Raw genomic sequence first — 19170 nt, forward strand, 5'->3', positions numbered from 1 at the left:
GGTAATTATGTATTTTGAATCTTTGAGTGATTTCTTTGCCATGGGAGGCTATGCCTCGTATGTATGGAGTGCATTTGGAATCACATTCCTCGCGATGATCATTTTACTGGTCGTAAGCGTTCGTCGTGGTAAGCAATTACTAAATGAAGTACAAGCTAAGATTGATCGTCAAGCTCGTATCGATGCAGCAAAAAATATGGAGAACACTCTATGAACCCAAGACGTAAAAAGAGGCTGGGCATTGTCTTAGCGATCTTTTTTGGTATCAGTGCGACTGTTGGATTGATGGTTTACGCACTTAACCAGAACATGGATCTGTTCTACACACCAACTGAGCTGGTCAACGGCAAAGATGGTAAGAAACCTGAAGTTGGTCAACGCCTACGTATTGGTGGCATGGTCGTAGTCGGCTCTGTAAGCCGTGACAATGAATCACTACGTGTTAGCTTTGATTTGCAAGATGTAGGCCCTAAAGTAACAATTCTATACGATGGCATCCTTCCTGATCTTTTCCGTGAAGGCCAAGGTATTGTTGCTCAGGGTGTTCTTAAAAATGCAACGACAATCGAAGCGTTTGAGGTGTTGGCAAAGCACGATGAAGAGTACATGCCTTCTGAAGTTGCGGAAGCAATGAAGAAAACCCATGAGCCTTTGCAATACACGACTGAACAAAAAGAAGGAAATGCTCAATGATAGCCGAGATCGGCCATTTTGCGATGATCCTGTCCTTGGGACTTGCATTGCTGCTGAGCGTGCTCCCATTGTATGGAGCCGCTCGAAATAACACATTACTGATGAACAGCGCACGACCGTTGTCGTGGGGTATGTTCGGATTCTTAGCGATTTCGTTCTTTATCTTGTGTTACGCGTTCTACACAAATGATTTTACGATTCAATACGTAGCAAGTAACTCGAATAGCCAGCTGCCTTGGTACTACCGAATTACGGCGGTTTGGGGCGCTCACGAAGGTTCATTACTGCTTTGGGTTCTTATCCAAGCGGGTTGGACGGTTGCAGTAGCGACGTTTAGCCGTGGTATGCCTCAAGAGTCTGTTGCTCGCGTACTGGCTATCATGGGTTTGATTACGGTCGGCTTCTTGCTGTTCATTATCGTAACGTCTAACCCGTTCCTACGTACATTGCCTTTCTTCCCTGTAGATGGCCGTGACTTGAACCCACTACTGCAAGACCCGGGTTTGATTATTCACCCGCCAATGCTTTACATGGGTTATGTAGGTTTCTCTGTTGCGTTCTCTTTCGCAATCGCTTCTCTAATGAGTGGTCGTCTTGATACGGCATGGGCTCGCTGGTCGCGTCCTTGGACAATCGCAGCTTGGTTATTCCTAACGGTAGGTATCGCACTAGGTTCATGGTGGGCTTACTACGAACTTGGCTGGGGTGGCTGGTGGTTCTGGGATCCAGTAGAAAACGCTTCATTCATGCCTTGGTTGGCTGGTACTGCTCTAATGCACTCACTAGCGGTAACTGAAAAGCGTGGCACATTTAAAGCTTGGACAGTACTGCTGGCTATCTCTGCATTCTCGCTAAGCTTACTAGGTACATTCCTAGTTCGTTCGGGCATCTTGGTATCGGTTCACGCATTCGCGTCGGATCCTGCTCGTGGTATGTTTATTCTAGGTTTCCTAGTCTTTGTTATCGGTGGTTCACTGCTGTTGTTCGCTGTTAAAGGCGCATCGGTTCGTGTTCGCGGTAACTTCGATTTGGTTTCTCGTGAAAACGCACTGCTTGGTAACAACATCTTATTGATTGCAGCGCTTGTCGTTGTATTAGTCGGTACGCTACTGCCTTTAGTTCACAAACAGTTAGGGTTGGGCTCGGTATCTATCGGTGCACCATTCTTTGACATGTTGTTCTTCTGGTTAATGATCCCGTTCTCGTTCCTGCTTGGTATCGGTCCTCTGATCCGCTGGAAACGTGACAACCTATCTAAGCTTGTTAAACCAATGCTGATTTCAGGTGCATTCTCACTTGGCTTGAGTGCGCTAATGGTTGCTCTACTGGCTGACCGCTTCAGTGGTACTGCGTTTGCTGGTTGGGTAATGGCGTTCTGGATCATCTTCATGCACGGTTTTGAGCTGCATGAGCGTGCGACTCACCGTCACACATTCCTGAAAGGTCTAACTAAGCTACCTCGTAGCCACTGGGCAATGATGTGTGGTCACATTGGTTTAGCCGTGACAGTGATTGGTATCGCGATGGTGCAAAACTACAGCATCGAACGTGATGTGCGTCTGGCGCCAGGTGAAAGCTACCAGCTTGAAGAATACAGCTTCCTGTTTACAGGGGTTCGTGACAAAGATGGTCCTAACTACGATGGTTACATTGCTGACTTTGAAATTACTAAAGAAGGCAAATACATCAACACGCTTCACGCTGAAAAACGTTTCTACACCACAGCTAAGTCTATGATGACAGAAGCGGCGATTGACCGTGGCGTAACACGCGACCTATACATCGCAATGGGTGAGCGTTTGGACGACAACAAGTCTTGGGCCGTACGTATCTACTACAAACCGTTTGTACGTTGGATCTGGGCAGGTTCTTTGATCATGTCGATTGGTGGTGCTATTGCAATCAGTGACCGTCGTTACCGTTTCCGTAAGCCAACCAAAAAGTCGGCTGAAGAGCAGGAGGCTTAATTAGAATGGACAAGAAGATTTTATTCATTCCTTTGATTGCGTTCATGGTTCTAGCTGGAATCTTTGCCACGCAATTAATGCGCAACCAGTCGGGTGATGACCCGACTAAGCTTGAATCAGTATTGATTGGTAAGCCTGTTCCTGAGTTCGGTCTAGAAGACTTAGAACAACCAGGTAAGTTTCATGATCAAGCGATCTTTAAAGGTGAGCCACTGCTTCTTAACGTCTGGGCGACTTGGTGTCCTACTTGTTATGCAGAGCACTCTTACCTGAACAAGCTTGCGGATCAAGGCGTTAAGATCATTGGTCTTAACTACAAAGATGATCGCAACAAAGCCGTTGGTTGGTTGAAAGAGCTGGGTAACCCTTACTTAATCAGCCTGTTTGATGGTAATGGCATGCTAGGCCTTGACCTTGGCGTGTATGGCGCGCCTGAAACTTTCCTAATCGATGCTAACGGCGTGGTTCGCTACCGCCATGTTGGTGACGTGAACCCAACCAACTGGGCATCGACGCTTGAGCCGATGTATCAAGAGTTGTTGGAGGAATCGAAATGATTAGAAAGGCACTGATTACTCTATTCGCTACGTTCGCAATCTCAGCGACAGTTACTGCTGCGCCTATCGAGTTTCATGAATTCGAAACCGTGGACCAAGAACAGCAGTTCAAAGAGCTGAGCAATACGCTGCGTTGTCCTAAATGTCAGAACAACACTATTGGTGATTCGAACGCTGAGCTAGCGGTCGACTTACGCCAAAAAGTGTACGAGATGACAAAAGACGGCAAGTCGAAGCAAGATATCATTGATTACATGATTGCTCGCTACGGAAACTTTGTGACTTACAATCCACCACTGACACTAGCTACATCGATCCTTTGGATTGGTCCGTTTGCGGTGGTTGTGTTTGGATTTGGTTTGATTATTTTACGAAGCAGAAAGTCAAAATCAAAAGCAGCAGTAGAGTCAGATAAAGACTGGGATGCAGACAAAGAAGCTCGCTTAAAAGCGTTACTCGATGAAGAGAACGACGGAGATAAGAAGTAATGACTCTATTTTGGATTTCTACCATTATCCTTTCGCTAGCGGCAATTTTCTTAATTGTTCTGCCTTTCATTAATAAGAAGGCAAACAATGATGAAATGCTTCGCGACGAGTTGAACAAAGCATTCTATAAAGACCGTCTTGTCGAGTTAGAAGTAGAAGCAGAGGAAGGTCTTGTTGATAACCAACAAGAACTGATCGCTGATTTGAAACAGTCTCTGCTTGACGATGTTCCTGCACAAGAAGAGATGAAGAAGACTCAAATCTCTACGCTTGGTGTAGTGGTACCGTCGATCATTCTTGTCGTCGTTGTGACTTATGGTATGTACTTTAAGTTCGGTGCATTGGACAAAGTTCAACACTGGCAAGAAGTGAGTTCTAACCTTCCTGAATTGTCTAAAAAGCTGATGTCATCGGAAGGTGGTGCACTAACGGATGATGAGCTGGAAGATTTGACTCTGGCGCTTCGTACGCGTCTGCATTACCAACCAAAAGATTCAACTGGTTGGTTACTACTCGGTCGTATCGCACTGGCTAACCGTGATGCTGAAACAGCAAAAGATTCTATGGAACGAGCTTACAAACTTGAACCTAAGAATGAAGATGTTCAGTTAGGCTTCGCACAAGCACTGATGCTTTCACCTGATGAAGCTGATCAGAACCAAGCTCGTTTGATTTTGAGCCGTTTGATTCAAAACGATTACGTTGACCTTCGTGTGTTCTCACTGCTAGCGTTCGATGCGTTTGAGCGTCAAGACTACCCGGGTGCTGTGAAGTACTGGAGCATCATGCAGCAGATGATTGGTCCACAAGACAGTCGCTATGAAATGCTTTCGCGCAGTATTGAAAGTGCTCAGAAGAAAATGGGCGACACTATGGGTGTTGACCAAGGTAAGACTGTTGCTGTAACGCTCGATCTATCTGCAGACGTGAATGCTGACCCTAACTCAGTGTTAATTGTGTCAGTACACAGAGCTGATGGTTCTCCAATGCCTATCGCAGCGGCACGCTACCCACTAGGGACTTTCCCGCGTACTGTTGTTCTTGATGACGGCAACAGCATGTTGGAAGGACAAGAGCTGTCTAGCCTTGAAACTCTGATGGTTAGAGCTAGGCTTGATACAGACGGCAACGTTTCAACTCGCGAAGGTGATTGGTACGGTGAAAGTGAAGTGGTTGAACTGGGTGCTCCAGTGACCATTGATATCAATAAGCAATATTAATCATCACTTTGCATAGGTGTTAGCTATTCCGATTTGCAGATAAACGGTATAGACTTAGCCAAACAATTGAGGCCAGCGATTGCTGGCCTTTTTTATTTTTTGAATTCCTTATGGAAAAGGTGATATGTCTGCCAGTGTTTTAAGACTCTCGAGTTTACTTTTTATCACAAGCTTAACGGTTGGGTGTTCAAGTGCGCCGGACGAAAGTGTTGACGATGATAACCTCGAAACCTCTGAATACGTCGAAGAGTCCCACCCGAATGATCCTTTTGAAGGTTTCAACCGAGCGATGTGGGATATCAACTACGAATATCTAGATCCTTATTTAGTTCGCCCTGTTTCCCTCGCTTATGTTGACTACACCCCTGTGCCAGTGCGTTCTGGTATCTCCAATTTCCTAGCCAACTTAGACGAACCATCAAGCATGGTGAATAACCTTATTATGGGCAATGGTGAAAAAGCACTCGACCATTTCAATCGTTTTTGGATTAACTCAACGATTGGTTTGTTAGGCTTGATCGATATTGCCAGCGAAGCTGGGATCACAAAATACGATGATAAGTCGTTCTCTGATGCGATTGGCCATTACGGGGTAGGGAATGGTCCGTACTTCATGGTGCCGGGTTATGGTCCACTAACGACGCGAGAAGTGACTGAAACCGTCGATGGTTTGTATGTGCCTCTGTCGTTCTTGAACTTCTGGGCAAGCTTAGGCAAGTGGGCATTTGAGGGCATGGAAACACGTGCTCAGTTAGTGTCACAAGAGGCGCTGTTGGATAATTCTCCTGATCCATACGCATTAACGCGTGATGTTTACATTCAACGTCGTGATTTCAAAGCCGAGATTGAACCTGAAGAGGTCGACCTTGAAGAAGAAGACTTCATCGATGGTTATCTAGAAGATTACTAGAAACACGATTTAGAGAACCGATAAAAGAAAGGCTCGATGTTGAAAACAACATCGAGCCTTTTTAATGATTATGACTTTAGATTAAGTCAAACAGATTAGAAGCGGTAGTTAGCTTGGATACCCACTAGCCAAACATTACCTGTTGTTGTACCAACAAATTGGCCACCAACAGCTTCTGCAACATCGTCAGATTTATAACCACGTGACTCAGTGATTGGAGCATCTTTAGCAATGATGTAAGTAAAGCCCGCGTCTAATGAAAGTTGTTCAGACCATTGGTAACCCGCACCAATGCTTAACCAAGTGCGGTCAGTTTCTGGGATTGTAATAGTACGGTTTTTGTTACTAACAGCCGAAGTATCGTAAGCCACACCAGTACGTAGAGCCAGTTTTGGGTCAACTTGGTAAGTTGCACCTAAAGCAAGGCGGTAGTTATCTTCCCAATTTTCCACTTTAACTGTTTGGCTGCCGTATGTGTTTAATTCTGCTTGTAGTTTTTCGAAAGAACTCCAGTCAGTCCAGTTAAAGCTTGCATGAACTGCCAATGTTTCCGTTAACTGGTGGAAGCTTGCAAGTTCAGCTGTTGCAGGAAGTGCTAACATCATATGGCCATTGTCACGTTGACCGGGTGTCATCATGCCAAAGCCCATACCTTCAGCATGACCTTCTAATTTGAGTTCAACCTCAGATTTATAGGCAAAACCGATACGGTTGTTCTCGTTGATCTGCCATGCTGTACCTACTTGCCAACCCCATGCTGTATCATCACCTTCCATGTATTTCAGTGTTGTTCCTGCAGGGACAGAGATTGGTGCGCCAGTACTTGGATTTACTCCAACAGCATTCTTTGCAGGAGCTGTCGCGCCAAAGCTACCTTCACCCATCACATAGCGAATACCACCACCAACACTTACTTGCTCAACTACTTGATAAGCAAAGTTTAGGTTAGCTTCTTTAGTGATTACGCTTGCTTCATTGCCGAAGTGAGAAGCATTGAAATCATCACCTAGGTTGGTTTCCATGCCGTAGTTTGTGCCAAATGCAAAACCGATAGCAAACTTCTCGTTGTAACGGTGAGAAATGTAAAGGTTCGGGATAATAGCGTCATCTGCGAAATCGTTTGAAGATGCTTGGCTTGTACCTATCGCAGGGTGGGCGTGGTTTACTTCACCTTTAACATCAATGTTAGGGTTAACGTAGATACCACCAACAGAAACTTGTGTGCCTTCTAGGTAAGTCAGCATAGCAGGGTTACGCCATTGTGCGTCTGCACCGTCAGCCATTGCTGCTTCACCCGCGTATGCGCGGCCTAGGCCTGTTGCTGAGTATTCTGCTAGTTGAAAGCCTGCCGCGTGAGTTACGGTAGAAGTCGAAAGTAGTCCAACTGCCACTGCAGCAGATAGAAGAGTCTTATTCATTTTCATTATTATGTTCGCTGAATCATAAGTATTTAGTGGCGTGATTCTACTTTTAGAGTCATTACTTTAAAAATGAAATTCGAATAAAACAGTGTTTTAGGGATTTAATGAGTAAATGTGTTTAATTATTAGAGAAATAATCTAAATGTATCGGCTGTGTTGCGAAATTTGAGCGTACACTTGTAGTCATATATTGTCCTTGCAGGCTACAGTTGTAAGCTTAAATTGATGTGGTTCAGTGGTTTAGGCAATAAAAAAGGGTCGCATAATGCGACCCTTTGGGGATTACTTATTAGCTTATATTAGAAGCTGTAGCTGTATTGGATACCAGCTAAGATAGCGTCTGCGTGAGTAGTTGCTGTTAGAGCACCGCCACCTTCAGTTACATCTACATCTTCACCTAGTAGGTAAGTAAAGCCAAAGTCAACAGTATGCTGCTGTTGGAATGCGTATGTGAAACCTGCAGAGAACCATTGACGGTCAGAATCAGGAACAGAAATCGAAGTTACTTTATCTTGAGCTGCAGTGTCATACATGTAACCAGCGCGCAGAGTCCAAGCATCGTTCAGGAAGTAAGTACCACCGATTGCGTAGTGCCAACCGTCTTGCCATTGGTAGTTACCAATTTCTTGCTTACCAGCAACAGAGTCTGCTTCTAGAGTGTCAAATGTGTTCCAGCCAATCCACTGAACAGAGTAGTGAACTGCAAACTTAGTATCTTTAATCTCATGGTAACCAGAGAATTCAGCCATGCTTGGTAACGATAGGTATAACGTATCTAGTGGAAGTGCCCCACCTAAAGTCATGTCGCCATCTGCTTCAATTTCAGGGCTGTAATGGTAAGAAAGTCCAAAGCGGTTTGCTGAGTCTACTTCATATACCGCGCCAATATTCCAACCTAAACCAATACCATCTGCATCGATAGATGCTAGATTAGTTGTACTAGTGTTACCTGTGATTAAGTCGGTTTTTGTGTAGTTACGCTCTAGTTTACCGCTACCTTGAATAATATCTAAACCGGCACCAACAGAGAATTGCTCATTCACACGGTATGAAGCCGATAGTGCATAGTTGATACTTTTGATTTCAGTAGTACCACCATATGCTGATAGGCCAGTGTGTGCGCCACCTAGAGCGCTACTTGAACCAAAGCTGCTATCAAAATTATTGGTTGTACCGAAGTTAGAGTAAATACCAGCACCTAGTGCCCATTGGTCATTTAGTCGGTGGATATAGTAGATATTAGGAACCGGAGTACCACTGCTATTGTTTGCGCTATCGACAGGCACTGTGCCGCCTGCTTTTACGTTTGTAACATCGATGTCAGTCTCGATATAGTTGATACCAGCAGAAAACTGAGATGAATCAAACAAAGCCATTGCTGCTGAGTTACGAGCCATAACAGAAGCATTATCTGCGATAACTGCATCACCAGCAAAAGCACGGCCAAGGCCAGTTGCTGATTGCGAGTTAAGTTGGAAACCTGCTGCCATCGCTTGCGAAGACGCCAGTGTAATTGTTACTGCTAAAAGAGACTTTTTAAACAGACGCGTGTTGTTGGTAGTCATTCATTTATTCCTTTATATATCCGCCTCTACAGGGCGATTAATTTGAGCAATTGCTCAATGGTGGCTGATCCTATTCGCAAGTATACGATATACAAATCCGACCATTGGGAATTTTGAGTGGAAAATTATGGAAATGACGCCTATCTGGCACGAAAATGGTGCGAAATGCTGTTTTTTAGAGTTTTAACTCTAGAGGTATTGGTATGGTGAATGGTTTTTTGGTTTATTTATAAATAAAGCCCAGCAATATCAGTAATATAATTGCTGGGCCTTTTGTGACGGGGCTTTGAGAGCGAATTAGCTCATTGGTTTGATCATTTTTGTCAGCTTTTCGGCGATTTTGGAAACATCCTCACCATTCTCACCCACCAGGATTAAGCTGCTGCCATCGACGGGTGTTACCGAGCCGGACATACCTTTTTCATCAAAGTCGATAGGTTTGTCTGTCGGAATACCGGTTAAAAACAGTGTTACTTTGCCTTTTGCGCCTTGGAATACCATATGTACCGCGTTGGATTTACCAAAGCCACAGTGGTTTAGGTAATAGACGTGGTAAGGGAAAGCATCATCAAACTGAAAAGCAAATGGATTCATTTTTGCGTTGATCTGCTGCGATGTGACCTGTTCATCGATGTTACTAACAAAGCTCTTCTCATCAACAACATGCTTCATCGCCGTATCAACTAAACTAGCTTGCGCAGGTGAAACGAATGCATTTCCCCAATTCACTTGGCCAACTAATAAACCAGCAACAAACGCCACTGAGGCAGCCATTGCCATTGCTCGTCTCGCAAACGTAGGCCTTACTACTTTGCTTTCTTCGCTTGAGGTCTGATTGAACAGAATACGATCAGCAAGATCGTCTGGCACATCCACATTCATCGCTGAGTGGATCTGCTTATCAAGCGCTAGTACATCGTCTAAGAAGTTACTATTGGCTTCGCTATTCGCGGCTGCATCAACAATATCTTGTGTACGTTGTTTAGGTTCCGACAATACACGACGACGAAATTCCAAATCATCCATTATGTTGCCCCCTCTCTGCCTCTTCTGTATCCAACAGCTCTTTCAACTGATTTCGAGCTCTGAATAAACGTGTCATCACCGTGTTTTTGTTGAGATCGAGAATATCGGCAATCTCATCACCACTAAAACCACCAATCACTTGCAAGAAGAGAGGTTCACGGTAATCAATTTCAAGTTTCATGATCTGAGCTTGCAACCACTGATGCTGATGGTGCGGGTCATCACTGACACTAGCATCGTTACCATGATCGTCGATATCAACCAGATCAAACTGTTTGCGTTCAAAACGTCGAGCGTTCTCGCGTCTCAAGATGGTAATCAGCCAAGATTTAGCGGCTTTTTCATCTTGGAGGCTATCGAGTGACTTCCATGCACGAAGGCAAGTTTCTTGAACTAAGTCTTCGGCAATGCTTTTGTCTTTGCATAACCAATAGGCGTAGCGAAAGAGGTCACGATGATAGGCACGCACGAGTGCTTCGTATTTTCTTTGTTTGTCCATATCAGAGTTGACCGGACGCTTGGCTGTTTTCTTTCCAAACATTTTTATTATTGACACACGAGCCTCCATAATTGCTCTGCGTATAGCTGTCCTCTATACGTTGTGCTTCGTTTTTATATTTTTAGAGCTAACGATCGGCAGGAAATCGTAAAATCACATTAAAATTGATCTACTTCAAAATCTAAGGCTTCGAACCCGTTATAGTACACCTTGTCGTCTAGTTAGTCATTCGTGGCTAGCATGTTGAGCAAGACGACACTTCCTTTTGAAGGCTGACTTTACTTTCTCCTAATCAGGAAACTGATTATTTCAATTGGCGCTAAGTTAATTGCTTTATATACATTCCGACCACACAGCTTTGTGTGGTTTTTTTTTGCCTCAAGAAAACCATTCTCTACATTGCGATAACAGTCCTGGCTTACAATAGTTTAGTCTCTTACGACAACCTTTCCCCCAAAAAGGTTCGCCTGAATGTGCAGTTATATTTTCAAACAGTGAGATACTCGTATCACGTTTATTTAAACGCTCGTTTGATTTAATTAACAACTTCTTTACAATGCTTCAGGTCAGACCTCTTAACTTTAAGGAGAAACCATGGGCAAACAGGAAGTCAAAACGCGTTCTGGAGAACGTGTTGCCGTTGTCGCTGGATTACGAACCCCATTTGCTCGTCAGAGCACAGAATTTAGCCAAGTGCCTGCGGTTGACCTAGGCAAAATGGTTGTGAGCGAAATGCTTGCAAGAACGGATGTTGATCCTGCGCTTATCGAACAAGTTGTGTTCGGCCAAGTCGTGCAAATGCCAGAAGCGCCGAACATTGCGCGTGAAATCGTGTTGGGCACAGGCATGGACATCAATACCGATGCCTACAGTGTCACACGAGCATGTGCGACCAGCTTCCAAGCGGCAGTTAACGTGACCGAAAGCATTATGGCTGGCACGATTGATGTCGGTATTGCGGGCGGTGCGGACTCTTCTTCTGTATTGCCTATCGGTGTTTCGAAAAAGTTAGCGGCAAATCTATTAGCGCTGAGTAAAACGAAAACTATGGGTCAAAAGCTCAAGATTCTTAAAACGCTTTCCGTAAAAGATTTGATGCCAGTACCACCTGCAGTTGCTGAATACTCGACCGGTTTATCCATGGGACAAACGGCTGAGCAAATGGCTAAGACGCATGGTATTACTCGCGAAGCTCAAGACGCACTTGCTCACCGTTCTCACTCTTTGGCTTCTCAAGCATGGAAAGAAGGCAAGATTAAAGACGAAGTGATGACTGCATTCCCAGCGCCTTACAAAAAGTATCTAGCGGAAGACAACAACATTCGCCACGACTCAACGGTTGAAGGTTACGCTAAGCTGCGTCCTGCTTTTGATAGAAAGTACGGCAGTGTAACGGCAGCCAATGCTACGCCGCTTACTGATGGCGGTGCGGCAGTGATGTTGATGCGCGAAGGTAAAGCGAAAGAACTAGGCTTAGAAGTGCTTGGTTATATTCGTGGTTATGCGTTCTCAGCGATTGGTGTTGAAACGGACATGTTGATGGGCCCGACTTACGCGACCTCTCAAGTATTGAAGAACACCGGTTTAGAGTTGTCAGACTTAACACTGATCGAGATGCACGAAGCATTCGCTGCCCAAGTTTTGGCTAACGTTAAAATGTTTGCGAGCGATGAGTTTGCACAGAAGAATCTTGGCCGCGATAAAGCGATCGGTGAGATTGATATGGATAAGTTCAATGTGCTGGGTAGCTCGATTGCTTACGGACATCCGTTTGCAGCGACTGGCGCGCGCATGATGACTCAAACATTACGTGAACTGAAACGTCGCGGTGGCGGCTTGGCACTGAACACAGCTTGTGCGGCTGGTGGTTTAGGTGCAGCAATGATCTTGGAGGTAGAATAATGTCTACGACTCTTGATGCAACAACAGAAAAAGAAACAGTCGCCCAACCAGGTTCAACGTCGGCGACTGAATCAACCAAAAAGAAAGCGACAGCATTTACTCTTAATATCGACGAGCAAGATATTGCTTGGTTAGCGATTGATGTACCAAACGAGAAAATGAACACGCTGCAAGCGGCTTTTGCTGAAGAAATGAAAGCCATCTTTGAGCAGCTAAAAGAAAAGCAGAGCCGAGTTAAGGGCTTAATCGTTCATTCACTAAAGCCAGATAACTTTATCGCTGGCGCTGATGTACGAATGCTTGATGCATGTAAAACGGCTGACGAAGCGCAATCTCTGGCTCGCCAAGGGCAGGAGATGTTCCAAACTCTGTCTGAACTGCCGTACCCAGTGGTCGCAGCGATTCACGGTCCATGTTTAGGTGGCGGTTTAGAGCTCGCACTGGCGTGTGATTACCGCGTATGTACCGATTCAGATAAGACTCGTCTTGGTCTGCCAGAAGTACAGTTAGGTTTGTTACCAGGCTCTGGCGGTACACAACGTCTGCCTCGCCTTATCGGTTTGTTACCATCGCTCGACCTAATCCTTACGGGCAAGCAACTGCGCGCTAAGAAAGCGAAATCGCTTGGTGTTGTGGATGCTTGCGTGCCTGAAACTATCCTGCTTGAAGTCGCTAAGAGCTTTGTTGAAAAGAATACGGGCAGTAAAAAAGGTAAGCGTCTTGCGTCGAAAAGCCAAGCGTCGACCAAAGAAAAGCTGATTTCACGTAACGGCCTTGGTCGCAAAGTAATTTTTGAACAAGCTTCTAAGAAGACCAATCAGAAAACACGCGGCAATTACCCAGCAGCAGATGCGATTCTAGACGTGATTCGTTATGGCCTTGAGAGCGGCTTTGACAAAGGCCTTCAGTATGAAGCGAAGCGTTTCTCAGAACTGGTTATGACTTCTGAATCTAAAGCCCTTCGTTCGATTTTCTTTGCAACTACGGAAATGAAAAAAGAGCACGGCGCAGACGCAGAACCCAAAGCGGTTAAGCGTGTTGGTGTGCTTGGCGGTGGTCTTATGGGCGCAGGTATCAGTCATGTCAGCGTTGCTAAGGCGAAAGTACCTGTGCGCATTAAAGACGTATCAAATGAAGGTGTACTGAACGCGCTTAACTACAACTTTAAGTTATTCGATAAGCAGCGTAAGCGTCGTATTCTGAGCCGAGCGGGTCTTGAAAGTAAGATGCTTCAACTGTCTGGTGGTATCGACTTTACCAGTTTTAATCACACCGATGTGGTGATTGAAGCGGTATTTGAAGACCTCGACCTTAAGCAGTCAATGGTTGCGGACATCGAAGCTAATGCCAAGCCAGAGACTATCTTCGCGACGAATACGTCTTCACTGCCAATCCATAAAATTGCAGAGAAGGCACAGCGACCAGAAAACGTGGTCGGTCTTCACTACTTCAGCCCTGCAGAAAAAATGCCGTTGGTTGAAGTTATTCCTCATGAAACAACCTCTGAAGAGACGATCTCGACGGTGGTTGCATTAGCGAAGAAGCAGGGTAAAACGCCGATTGTTGTGAAAGATACGGCTGGCTTCTACGTGAACCGTATTCTTGCTCCGTACATGAATGAAGCCGCGCATTTACTGCTAGCGAATGAGCCGATTGAAAAGCTCGACAGCACGTTACTGGACTTCGGTTTCCCGGTTGGCCCTATCACCTTATTAGACGAGGTGGGTGTTGATATCGGAGCGAAGATCATTCCGATTTTAGTGAATGAGTTAGGCGATCGCTTCCAAGGCCCTGATGTGTTCGACATTCTTTTGAATGACAACCGTAAAGGCCGTAAGAGCGGTAAAGGTTTCTACACTTACAAAGGGAAGAAGAAGGAAGTCGATAAGTCGGTTTACAAGCTTCTTAAGCTTCAACCAGATCCTAAGTTGAGCGATAACGATATCGCGATGCGCTGTGTGTTACCTATGTTGAATGAAGCGGTTCGTTGTCTAGATGATGGCATTATCCGAAGCCCTCGTGATGGTGATATCGGTGCGATTTTCGGCATCGGTTTCCCTCCATTCCTAGGTGGTCCGTTCCGCTACATGGATCAAATCGGTATTAAGTCACTGGTTGAGATGATGAATGACTTCGCTAAGAAGTACGGTGATCGTTTCGCGCCTTGTGATGGCCTACTGACACGCGCGGGTTTGGGTGAGTCTTTCTACAAGTAACTCTCTAACTCACTGATTAAGAAGCCCGCATCAAGCGATTGATGCGGGCTTTTTTGTTTTATGAACGAGTGTGAAAGGAATGAGATTCCCGACTCAGTCATTCTTCCTTCTCGGGAATGACGGGGGAGTGATGTGTGCTGTCTGGCAGCGTTGGCTTGGTGTGGGAGATTCCCGACTCAGTCATTCTTCCTTTTCGGGAATGACGAGTAGAGGGATTTGTTCTGTTTGGTAGGTTTGGTAGGCTTGGTCGGTGTGGGATATTTCCAACTCGGTCGTTTCTCTTTCTTGGGAATAACGATTGAGGTATAAAAATTAACCTATTGTGTTGACTAGAAGGGTGGTCAAACACACCTCAATCAAAACAACCGTCATCTCCTAAAGCGACGAAGGAGTGTAATAGGAGATCTGCTTTTGTGCTTCACCTAATAAAAAAGGTTGATGCTTTCACATCAACCTTATGATTTTCATTGCAGCTTTATCAGCCAAGCTCAGTATCTTTCGGGCGTAGTTGAAACTCATCAATAGAGCCAATTTCAACACCTGCTGACAGCTTCTCTTCCTCATTGTGAGCATTACCGTGGGCATGCATAATCAGACGATTCGCCGTACGAGGTTTTAGCTGACTCACCACAAAACGCATCATGTCAGAGCGAGTTAACCCCTTAAGGTCTTCCAATACGCGCTCTCTTTGGTTGAACTCAACATCCTTATTGCCTATCGCAACCCATAAGCGCTGAGCGCGACCGCGCAAAGTCGTATCCGGCGTTGAAATCTGATTCCAGAGGCCGCGTTTGCTGCTGTGCCATTGATAGTCGTTAAGCTCCAACAGCACCATGTAAAAGGCATTGAGAAACTCATCTATTGAGGCTAACAAGTCAGCAGGGGCGGCATTCGGTGATTGCACATACAACACAATTCCAGGGTGTCGGTTGAGCGGCATATTGCCGGTGCCGACCATGTAACCTAGTTGCTGCTTGGTTCGTATCTCATGGAAGAAAGTGGCCGACATCAAATGGTTTGCCAGTGAATACAGCGCGATGTTTTTAGGCGAAATATCAGGACATTGGTAATAAACCACGATGGCCGAATCATCTTGGTTACACACTACTTCACGTTGGAAGCTGCCGTTTTCACCGAGCATGATGAGCGGACGCAGTGACTCTTCGTAAGCCTGATCTTGAACACGCAGTGCATCTTTTAGCGTTTCAGCCATCTTGTGTGCATCGGCTTTTTTCCAGTCGCCATACACAAACATCTCAACATGAAGTTCCGCCAAGATTGCTTGAACAAAAGAGGAGAGCTCATCGACCTCTATCGTTTCCAGCGCTTCAATTAACACAGAATAGGGCGGGTTATTTGGTTGAAGTATCCCCGTCATCGCATTAAACAGCTGAGAGATAGGACGATCTTGCGACGCATTGTTCCAGTTTCTGAGCAGTTGATGCTTGATGGTTTCGAAGCGTGTTGGACTAAAGTCGCGTGCTTGGAAACGTTCAAGAATCATATTGAGCAGTTGTGGCTGCTTCTCGCTAAAACCAGACAGAGTGAGCGTTACACCGCCCTGATGGGTGTACATGTTGTAGCCCATTCCGGCGATTTCAGCCTGATACGTATCTTTTTCCAGCGAGTCTAAGAACATCTCTACACACAAGCGTGTTTTAACGATATTTCTTGGGCTCGCGACCGAGTGCGGGCTATCGATTGCAACATACACCACACCTTTAGGCACTCGGAATTGATGGTCTTGCAGATGCCATAACTTAAAGCCATCGAGCTCTTCTAGCAGTTGTGGGAACTTAGCGTCACCTTCGAGTTCAGTCGGGTCTAGATCGTAGCAAATAAACGGGTTTTTGCTTGGGAGTTCAAACTGCCAACCGGGGTTAATGCACGTAAAGCATTGAACTTGTTCAGCGCTAAAAGGTGTGACCGAGTAGGGCGTAAAGTACCACTTCGCTTCTCTGTCATACTCGAACCCCTGAGCAACAATGGTCGCACGCATGTTGTCGACGGTTAAGTAAGGCAGTAAAGAACGCTGTAATTCGTCATCGAAATGCGACATTTTGTAATCGCCATAGACCACATCTTGCTCTTGGTAGTGTTGCATGTTGATAACGAGATGGCTGACCACATCAAGCGGTCTTGCTGGCTCTTGAAAGCGGAAAGCAGACTCTAAAACGGCGCGTTTTTCTAGGTAGCGCCACTCCTCGATGCCTTGTTGTTCGACTAACTTGATGTACTGAAATATCGCTTGGATGATGTTATCGGTTTTGGTTAAACCTTCAATGGTCAACGAGCAACTCACGGTGAAATCACGGTAGTTACTGCCACTCGCGCCACCACCTGCAGAGAGGGATGTTATCCAACCTTTCTCTTTGAGTTGCATCATCAAACTGCCTTCACCTTCGTAACCTAAAAGGTGGGCAAAGAACGATAATGGCTTAACGCCGTAGTGTTCGTCCATGCTTGGCATCGGGAAGGTTAAGATCAGTTTACGTACTTCTTTAATCGGCTCAACGTGGACTTGAACGCCTGTGCTTAACTCGCCAATAATCGGTACTTCAACCTTTTTGCCTTGTAGATTGTGATTGGTGATCGAGCTAAAGCGATTCTCAACCCAGCTTTGCATCTCATCTAATGATTGATTGCCAGACAGTGTCAGGGTCATTAAGTCAGCAGAGTATTGTTGCTGGTGGAAAGCCAAGATCTCTTGTCGAATCGTCTCGCCGTTTCTGTCACCCAACGTATCGATATTACCGACAGAAAACTTCGAGAATGGGTGATTGTGATTCACCAGTTCTTTGGTAACTTGGTACAAGCGTCGCGAGTCGTCGTTGAGTTTCATCTTGTATTCGGAATCAACGGCTTGGCGTTCTTTGTCTAACGCTTCTTCGTTGAACAGGGGAGCGGTAAAAAATTGGCTGAAGCGATCGAGTGCGGTTTCAAAGGCATTCAATTCGACATCAAAAAAGAAGCAGGTGTGCTCTGTTCCTGTCCAAGCATTGTTGCTGCCGCCATGCTGGCTGATAAAACTTTGGAACTCTCCGACCTTTGGATACTTTTCAGTTCCTAAAAATAGCATATGCTCTAAGTAGTGAGCTAAACCCTCTCGGTCTGTAGGGTCATCAAAATGCCCCACATTGACGGCTAATGCGGCTGCTGCTTTTTGAGCATTTTGATCCTGAACTAACAGTACACGTAACCCGTTATTTAAGGTTATGTAGCGGTATTGATGTTCATCATTTGGGCTTAAGTGCACAGGAGCATCTCCAGAGAAGGTGGTTTTTAAATTATGTACCCGATGATTCGGCGTGCAAACCTTGTGATCATATTTTGGGATATGAAGTGCTTTTTGGCGATTTCTAAATCACTTTTATCGATTTTTATCAGTAATTTATTTTCTTTTAACAAGATTGTTAAGAAAGTCGAACTCTTTGGCAAGTGACTTGATATAATTATTTATATTGACTGCGGTTTCTCTGGATTGAGAGCCAAACCTAAGTAGCGTTTCGCTGATATATGGGATATATCGACTTTCGACATGTTACGAAGACAGGATTGAACATGAAAATATTCATTATGCGCCACGGTGAAGCAGAACATTTTGCGAACTCGGATGCAGAACGAGCGTTGACCAAGCGCGGGAAAATGGCTTCTCTTGCAGTGGCACAAGCTGCTAATGAGCAGGGGATTAGTCAATTCGATAAAGTGCTGGTGAGCCCATATTTAAGGGCACAAGAAACGTGGTTAGAGATCTCTCAGGCGTTTTCTGGAAAGAAAGTAGAAACCTGTGATGATATTACGCCTTATGGAATGTCCGACGATGTGTTTGATTTGACCTTAGCAATGGCTGAAGTAGAAAAACTAGAGACCATTTTATTTGTTTCTCATTTACCTCTAGTGGGCTACCTAACGGCAGAGTTTGCAACAGGCATGGCGCCGCCTATGTTTCCCACTTCGGGCCTAGCGTGTATCGACTTCAACCTTGAGACACAAAAAGGTGAGTTGCTTTGGAACATCAATCCATAAGCTCGTTGAGCTCTGTTTGATGACAAAGTTGCAGACAATTAGAAAGGGCATCTCAATATGATTGGGATGCCCTTTGTTGTTTTTTGGTGAGAGAGAATTCGTTAACCAGAATTACTTCTCAGGAATTGATAACAGAACCAACAGTGCGCCATTGCCGCCAAACTCTAACGGCGCTTGGTGGAAGGCCATCACATCTGGGTGCTGTGCTAACCACAAAGGCACCTTCTGTTTAAGGATGTGTTTACCGATACCGTGTTGAACACAGGCACATGCCACGCTCTCTTTCACGCAGTGCGCAATCATCGCGCCAAGCTCACGTTTAGCTTCTTGTTGAGTCATACCATGCATATCGAGATACACGTCAGGCACGTAGACACCACGACGTAGGCGCTTGACCTCATATTTAGAGACATCATCACGCGCATAACGTGTCGGACCGTCTTCGCTAAGATGCGGAATGAACTCATCCGAGAAATAAAACTCGCTATCACTGGCTTGTCTTGCCGTTCGAGTAATTTCTTTTTGCTTGGCATTTCTTTTTGGCTGCTGGACTATGGTATCCTGTTGCAACTTTTTAACGCCCTTTACTGCATCGTTGAACAGGGCGAAATCGTCATCGAAGTCGGTGTCTTTTTTGCTCATCAGGTTATGAATTCTAATTAGAAACGTAATTAGCAGTA

16 protein-coding genes are annotated in these 19170 nt (G+C 45.3%); 10 read left to right on the forward strand and 6 right to left on the reverse strand.

Translation table 11 applies throughout. The features are described 5' to 3' along the window. The first annotated feature begins 7 nt into the window (after nucleotides 1-7). The 7 genes from ccmD (at nucleotide 8) to MSG34_RS10620 (ending at nucleotide 5835) form a co-directional block, all read left to right on the forward strand. Nucleotides 8-214 (forward strand): heme exporter protein CcmD, encoded by a 207-nt coding sequence (gene ccmD, locus MSG34_RS10590; protein ID WP_009848525.1) that lies wholly within the window; start codon nucleotides 8-10, stop codon nucleotides 212-214. Next, the gene (gene ccmE, locus MSG34_RS10595; protein ID WP_017064106.1) at nucleotides 211-693 is read left to right on the forward strand and encodes a cytochrome c maturation protein CcmE; all 483 of its coding nucleotides are present in this window, start codon (nucleotides 211-213) and stop codon (nucleotides 691-693) included. The genes ccmD and ccmE overlap by 4 nt, the downstream gene beginning before the upstream one ends. After that, nucleotides 690-2660, forward strand: coding sequence for a heme lyase CcmF/NrfE family subunit (locus MSG34_RS10600; RefSeq protein WP_017060654.1), 1971 nt, complete (start codon nucleotides 690-692; stop codon nucleotides 2658-2660). The genes ccmE and MSG34_RS10600 overlap by 4 nt, the downstream gene beginning before the upstream one ends. 5 nt (nucleotides 2661-2665) lie before the next feature. Further along, complete coding sequence (locus MSG34_RS10605; RefSeq protein WP_248337336.1) at nucleotides 2666-3217, forward strand: DsbE family thiol:disulfide interchange protein; 552 nt, start codon at nucleotides 2666-2668, stop codon at nucleotides 3215-3217. After that, nucleotides 3214-3705, forward strand: coding sequence for a cytochrome c-type biogenesis protein (locus MSG34_RS10610; protein WP_081230577.1), 492 nt, complete (start codon nucleotides 3214-3216; stop codon nucleotides 3703-3705). Before MSG34_RS10605 ends, MSG34_RS10610 begins: the two co-directional genes overlap by 4 nt. After that, nucleotides 3705-4925, forward strand: coding sequence for a c-type cytochrome biogenesis protein CcmI (ccmI, locus tag MSG34_RS10615; protein WP_050621064.1), 1221 nt, complete (start codon nucleotides 3705-3707; stop codon nucleotides 4923-4925). Before MSG34_RS10610 ends, ccmI begins: the two co-directional genes overlap by 1 nt. 124 nt (nucleotides 4926-5049) lie before the next feature. Then, a complete protein-coding gene (locus MSG34_RS10620) occupies nucleotides 5050-5835 on the forward strand; it encodes an MlaA family lipoprotein (RefSeq protein ID WP_086775687.1) in 786 nt (261 codons plus the stop codon). 95 nt (nucleotides 5836-5930) lie between these two features. Here the strand turns inward: MSG34_RS10620 and MSG34_RS10625 are convergent, their stop codons facing one another. From MSG34_RS10625 to MSG34_RS10640, 4 genes are all read right to left on the reverse strand, one after another. Further along, on the reverse strand, nucleotides 5931-7259 hold the full coding sequence (locus tag MSG34_RS10625; RefSeq protein ID WP_172380351.1) for an outer membrane protein transport protein: 1329 nt from the start codon (nucleotides 7257-7259) through the stop codon (nucleotides 5931-5933). 296 nt (nucleotides 7260-7555) lie between these two features. Beyond that, a complete protein-coding gene (locus MSG34_RS10630; RefSeq protein WP_248337338.1) occupies nucleotides 7556-8821 on the reverse strand; it encodes an OmpP1/FadL family transporter in 1266 nt (421 codons plus the stop codon). 297 nt (nucleotides 8822-9118) lie between these two features. Next, nucleotides 9119-9847, reverse strand: coding sequence for a DUF3379 domain-containing protein (locus MSG34_RS10635; protein WP_052879760.1), 729 nt, complete (start codon nucleotides 9845-9847; stop codon nucleotides 9119-9121). After that, nucleotides 9840-10388 carry a sigma-70 family RNA polymerase sigma factor gene (locus MSG34_RS10640; protein ID WP_017060646.1) on the reverse strand — a complete coding sequence of 183 codons (549 nt, stop codon included), beginning with the start codon at nucleotides 10386-10388 and terminating at the stop codon, nucleotides 9840-9842. The genes MSG34_RS10635 and MSG34_RS10640 overlap by 8 nt, the downstream gene beginning before the upstream one ends. A 552-nt stretch (nucleotides 10389-10940) precedes the next feature. Here MSG34_RS10640 and fadI point away from each other — a divergent pair. Both fadI and fadJ read left to right on the forward strand, forming a co-directional pair. Beyond that, nucleotides 10941-12248, forward strand: coding sequence for an acetyl-CoA C-acyltransferase FadI (gene fadI / locus MSG34_RS10645; protein ID WP_019824831.1), 1308 nt, complete (start codon nucleotides 10941-10943; stop codon nucleotides 12246-12248). After that, entirely contained in the window at nucleotides 12248-14464 is a 2217-nt protein-coding gene (gene fadJ, locus MSG34_RS10650; protein ID WP_248337340.1) for a fatty acid oxidation complex subunit alpha FadJ, read from the forward strand. The genes fadI and fadJ overlap by 1 nt, the downstream gene beginning before the upstream one ends. A 478-nt stretch (nucleotides 14465-14942) precedes the next feature. Here the strand turns inward: fadJ and MSG34_RS10655 are convergent, their stop codons facing one another. Further along, a complete protein-coding gene (locus MSG34_RS10655) occupies nucleotides 14943-17720 on the reverse strand; it encodes an insulinase family protein (RefSeq protein ID WP_248337342.1) in 2778 nt (925 codons plus the stop codon). Between the two features lie 305 nt (nucleotides 17721-18025). On the opposite strand from MSG34_RS10655, the gene sixA reads away from it, so the two are divergent. Further along, a complete protein-coding gene (gene sixA, locus MSG34_RS10660) occupies nucleotides 18026-18490 on the forward strand; it encodes a phosphohistidine phosphatase SixA (protein WP_017064097.1) in 465 nt (154 codons plus the stop codon). Nucleotides 18491-18601: 111 nt separating this feature from the next. On the opposite strand, the gene smrB is transcribed toward sixA, so the two are convergent. Further along, nucleotides 18602-19132 carry an endonuclease SmrB gene (gene smrB, locus MSG34_RS10665; RefSeq protein WP_017633130.1) on the reverse strand — a complete coding sequence of 177 codons (531 nt, stop codon included), beginning with the start codon at nucleotides 19130-19132 and terminating at the stop codon, nucleotides 18602-18604. Nucleotides 19133-19170: the final 38 nt, after the last annotated feature.

The organism is Vibrio sp. 1CM2L (assembly GCF_023161695.1).
Taxonomy (GTDB): Bacteria; Pseudomonadota; Gammaproteobacteria; order Enterobacterales; family Vibrionaceae; genus Vibrio; species Vibrio coralliirubri.

Excerpts from the sequence above, each read along its gene's own strand:
- ccmI (WP_050621064.1), top strand. The coding sequence starts at position 3,705 with ATGACTCTATTTTGGATTTCTACCATTATCCTTTCGCTAGCGGCAATT.
- ccmD (WP_009848525.1), top strand. The coding sequence starts at position 8 with ATGTATTTTGAATCTTTGAGTGATTTCTTTGCCATGGGAGGCTATGCC.
- sixA (WP_017064097.1), top strand. The coding sequence starts at position 18,026 with ATGAAAATATTCATTATGCGCCACGGTGAAGCAGAACATTTTGCGAAC.
- MSG34_RS10605 (WP_248337336.1), top strand. The coding sequence starts at position 2,666 with ATGGACAAGAAGATTTTATTCATTCCTTTGATTGCGTTCATGGTTCTA.
- MSG34_RS10620 (WP_086775687.1), top strand. The coding sequence starts at position 5,050 with ATGTCTGCCAGTGTTTTAAGACTCTCGAGTTTACTTTTTATCACAAGC.
- MSG34_RS10625 (WP_172380351.1), bottom strand. The coding sequence starts at position 7,259 with ATGAAAATGAATAAGACTCTTCTATCTGCTGCAGTGGCAGTTGGACTA.
- fadI (WP_019824831.1), top strand. The coding sequence starts at position 10,941 with ATGGGCAAACAGGAAGTCAAAACGCGTTCTGGAGAACGTGTTGCCGTT.
- ccmE (WP_017064106.1), top strand. The coding sequence starts at position 211 with ATGAACCCAAGACGTAAAAAGAGGCTGGGCATTGTCTTAGCGATCTTT.
- smrB (WP_017633130.1), bottom strand. The coding sequence starts at position 19,132 with ATGAGCAAAAAAGACACCGACTTCGATGACGATTTCGCCCTGTTCAAC.
- MSG34_RS10635 (WP_052879760.1), bottom strand. The coding sequence starts at position 9,847 with ATGGATGATTTGGAATTTCGTCGTCGTGTATTGTCGGAACCTAAACAA.
- fadJ (WP_248337340.1), top strand. The coding sequence starts at position 12,248 with ATGTCTACGACTCTTGATGCAACAACAGAAAAAGAAACAGTCGCCCAA.
- MSG34_RS10630 (WP_248337338.1), bottom strand. The coding sequence starts at position 8,821 with ATGACTACCAACAACACGCGTCTGTTTAAAAAGTCTCTTTTAGCAGTA.
- MSG34_RS10640 (WP_017060646.1), bottom strand. The coding sequence starts at position 10,388 with ATGTTTGGAAAGAAAACAGCCAAGCGTCCGGTCAACTCTGATATGGAC.
- MSG34_RS10600 (WP_017060654.1), top strand. The coding sequence starts at position 690 with ATGATAGCCGAGATCGGCCATTTTGCGATGATCCTGTCCTTGGGACTT.
- MSG34_RS10610 (WP_081230577.1), top strand. The coding sequence starts at position 3,214 with ATGATTAGAAAGGCACTGATTACTCTATTCGCTACGTTCGCAATCTCA.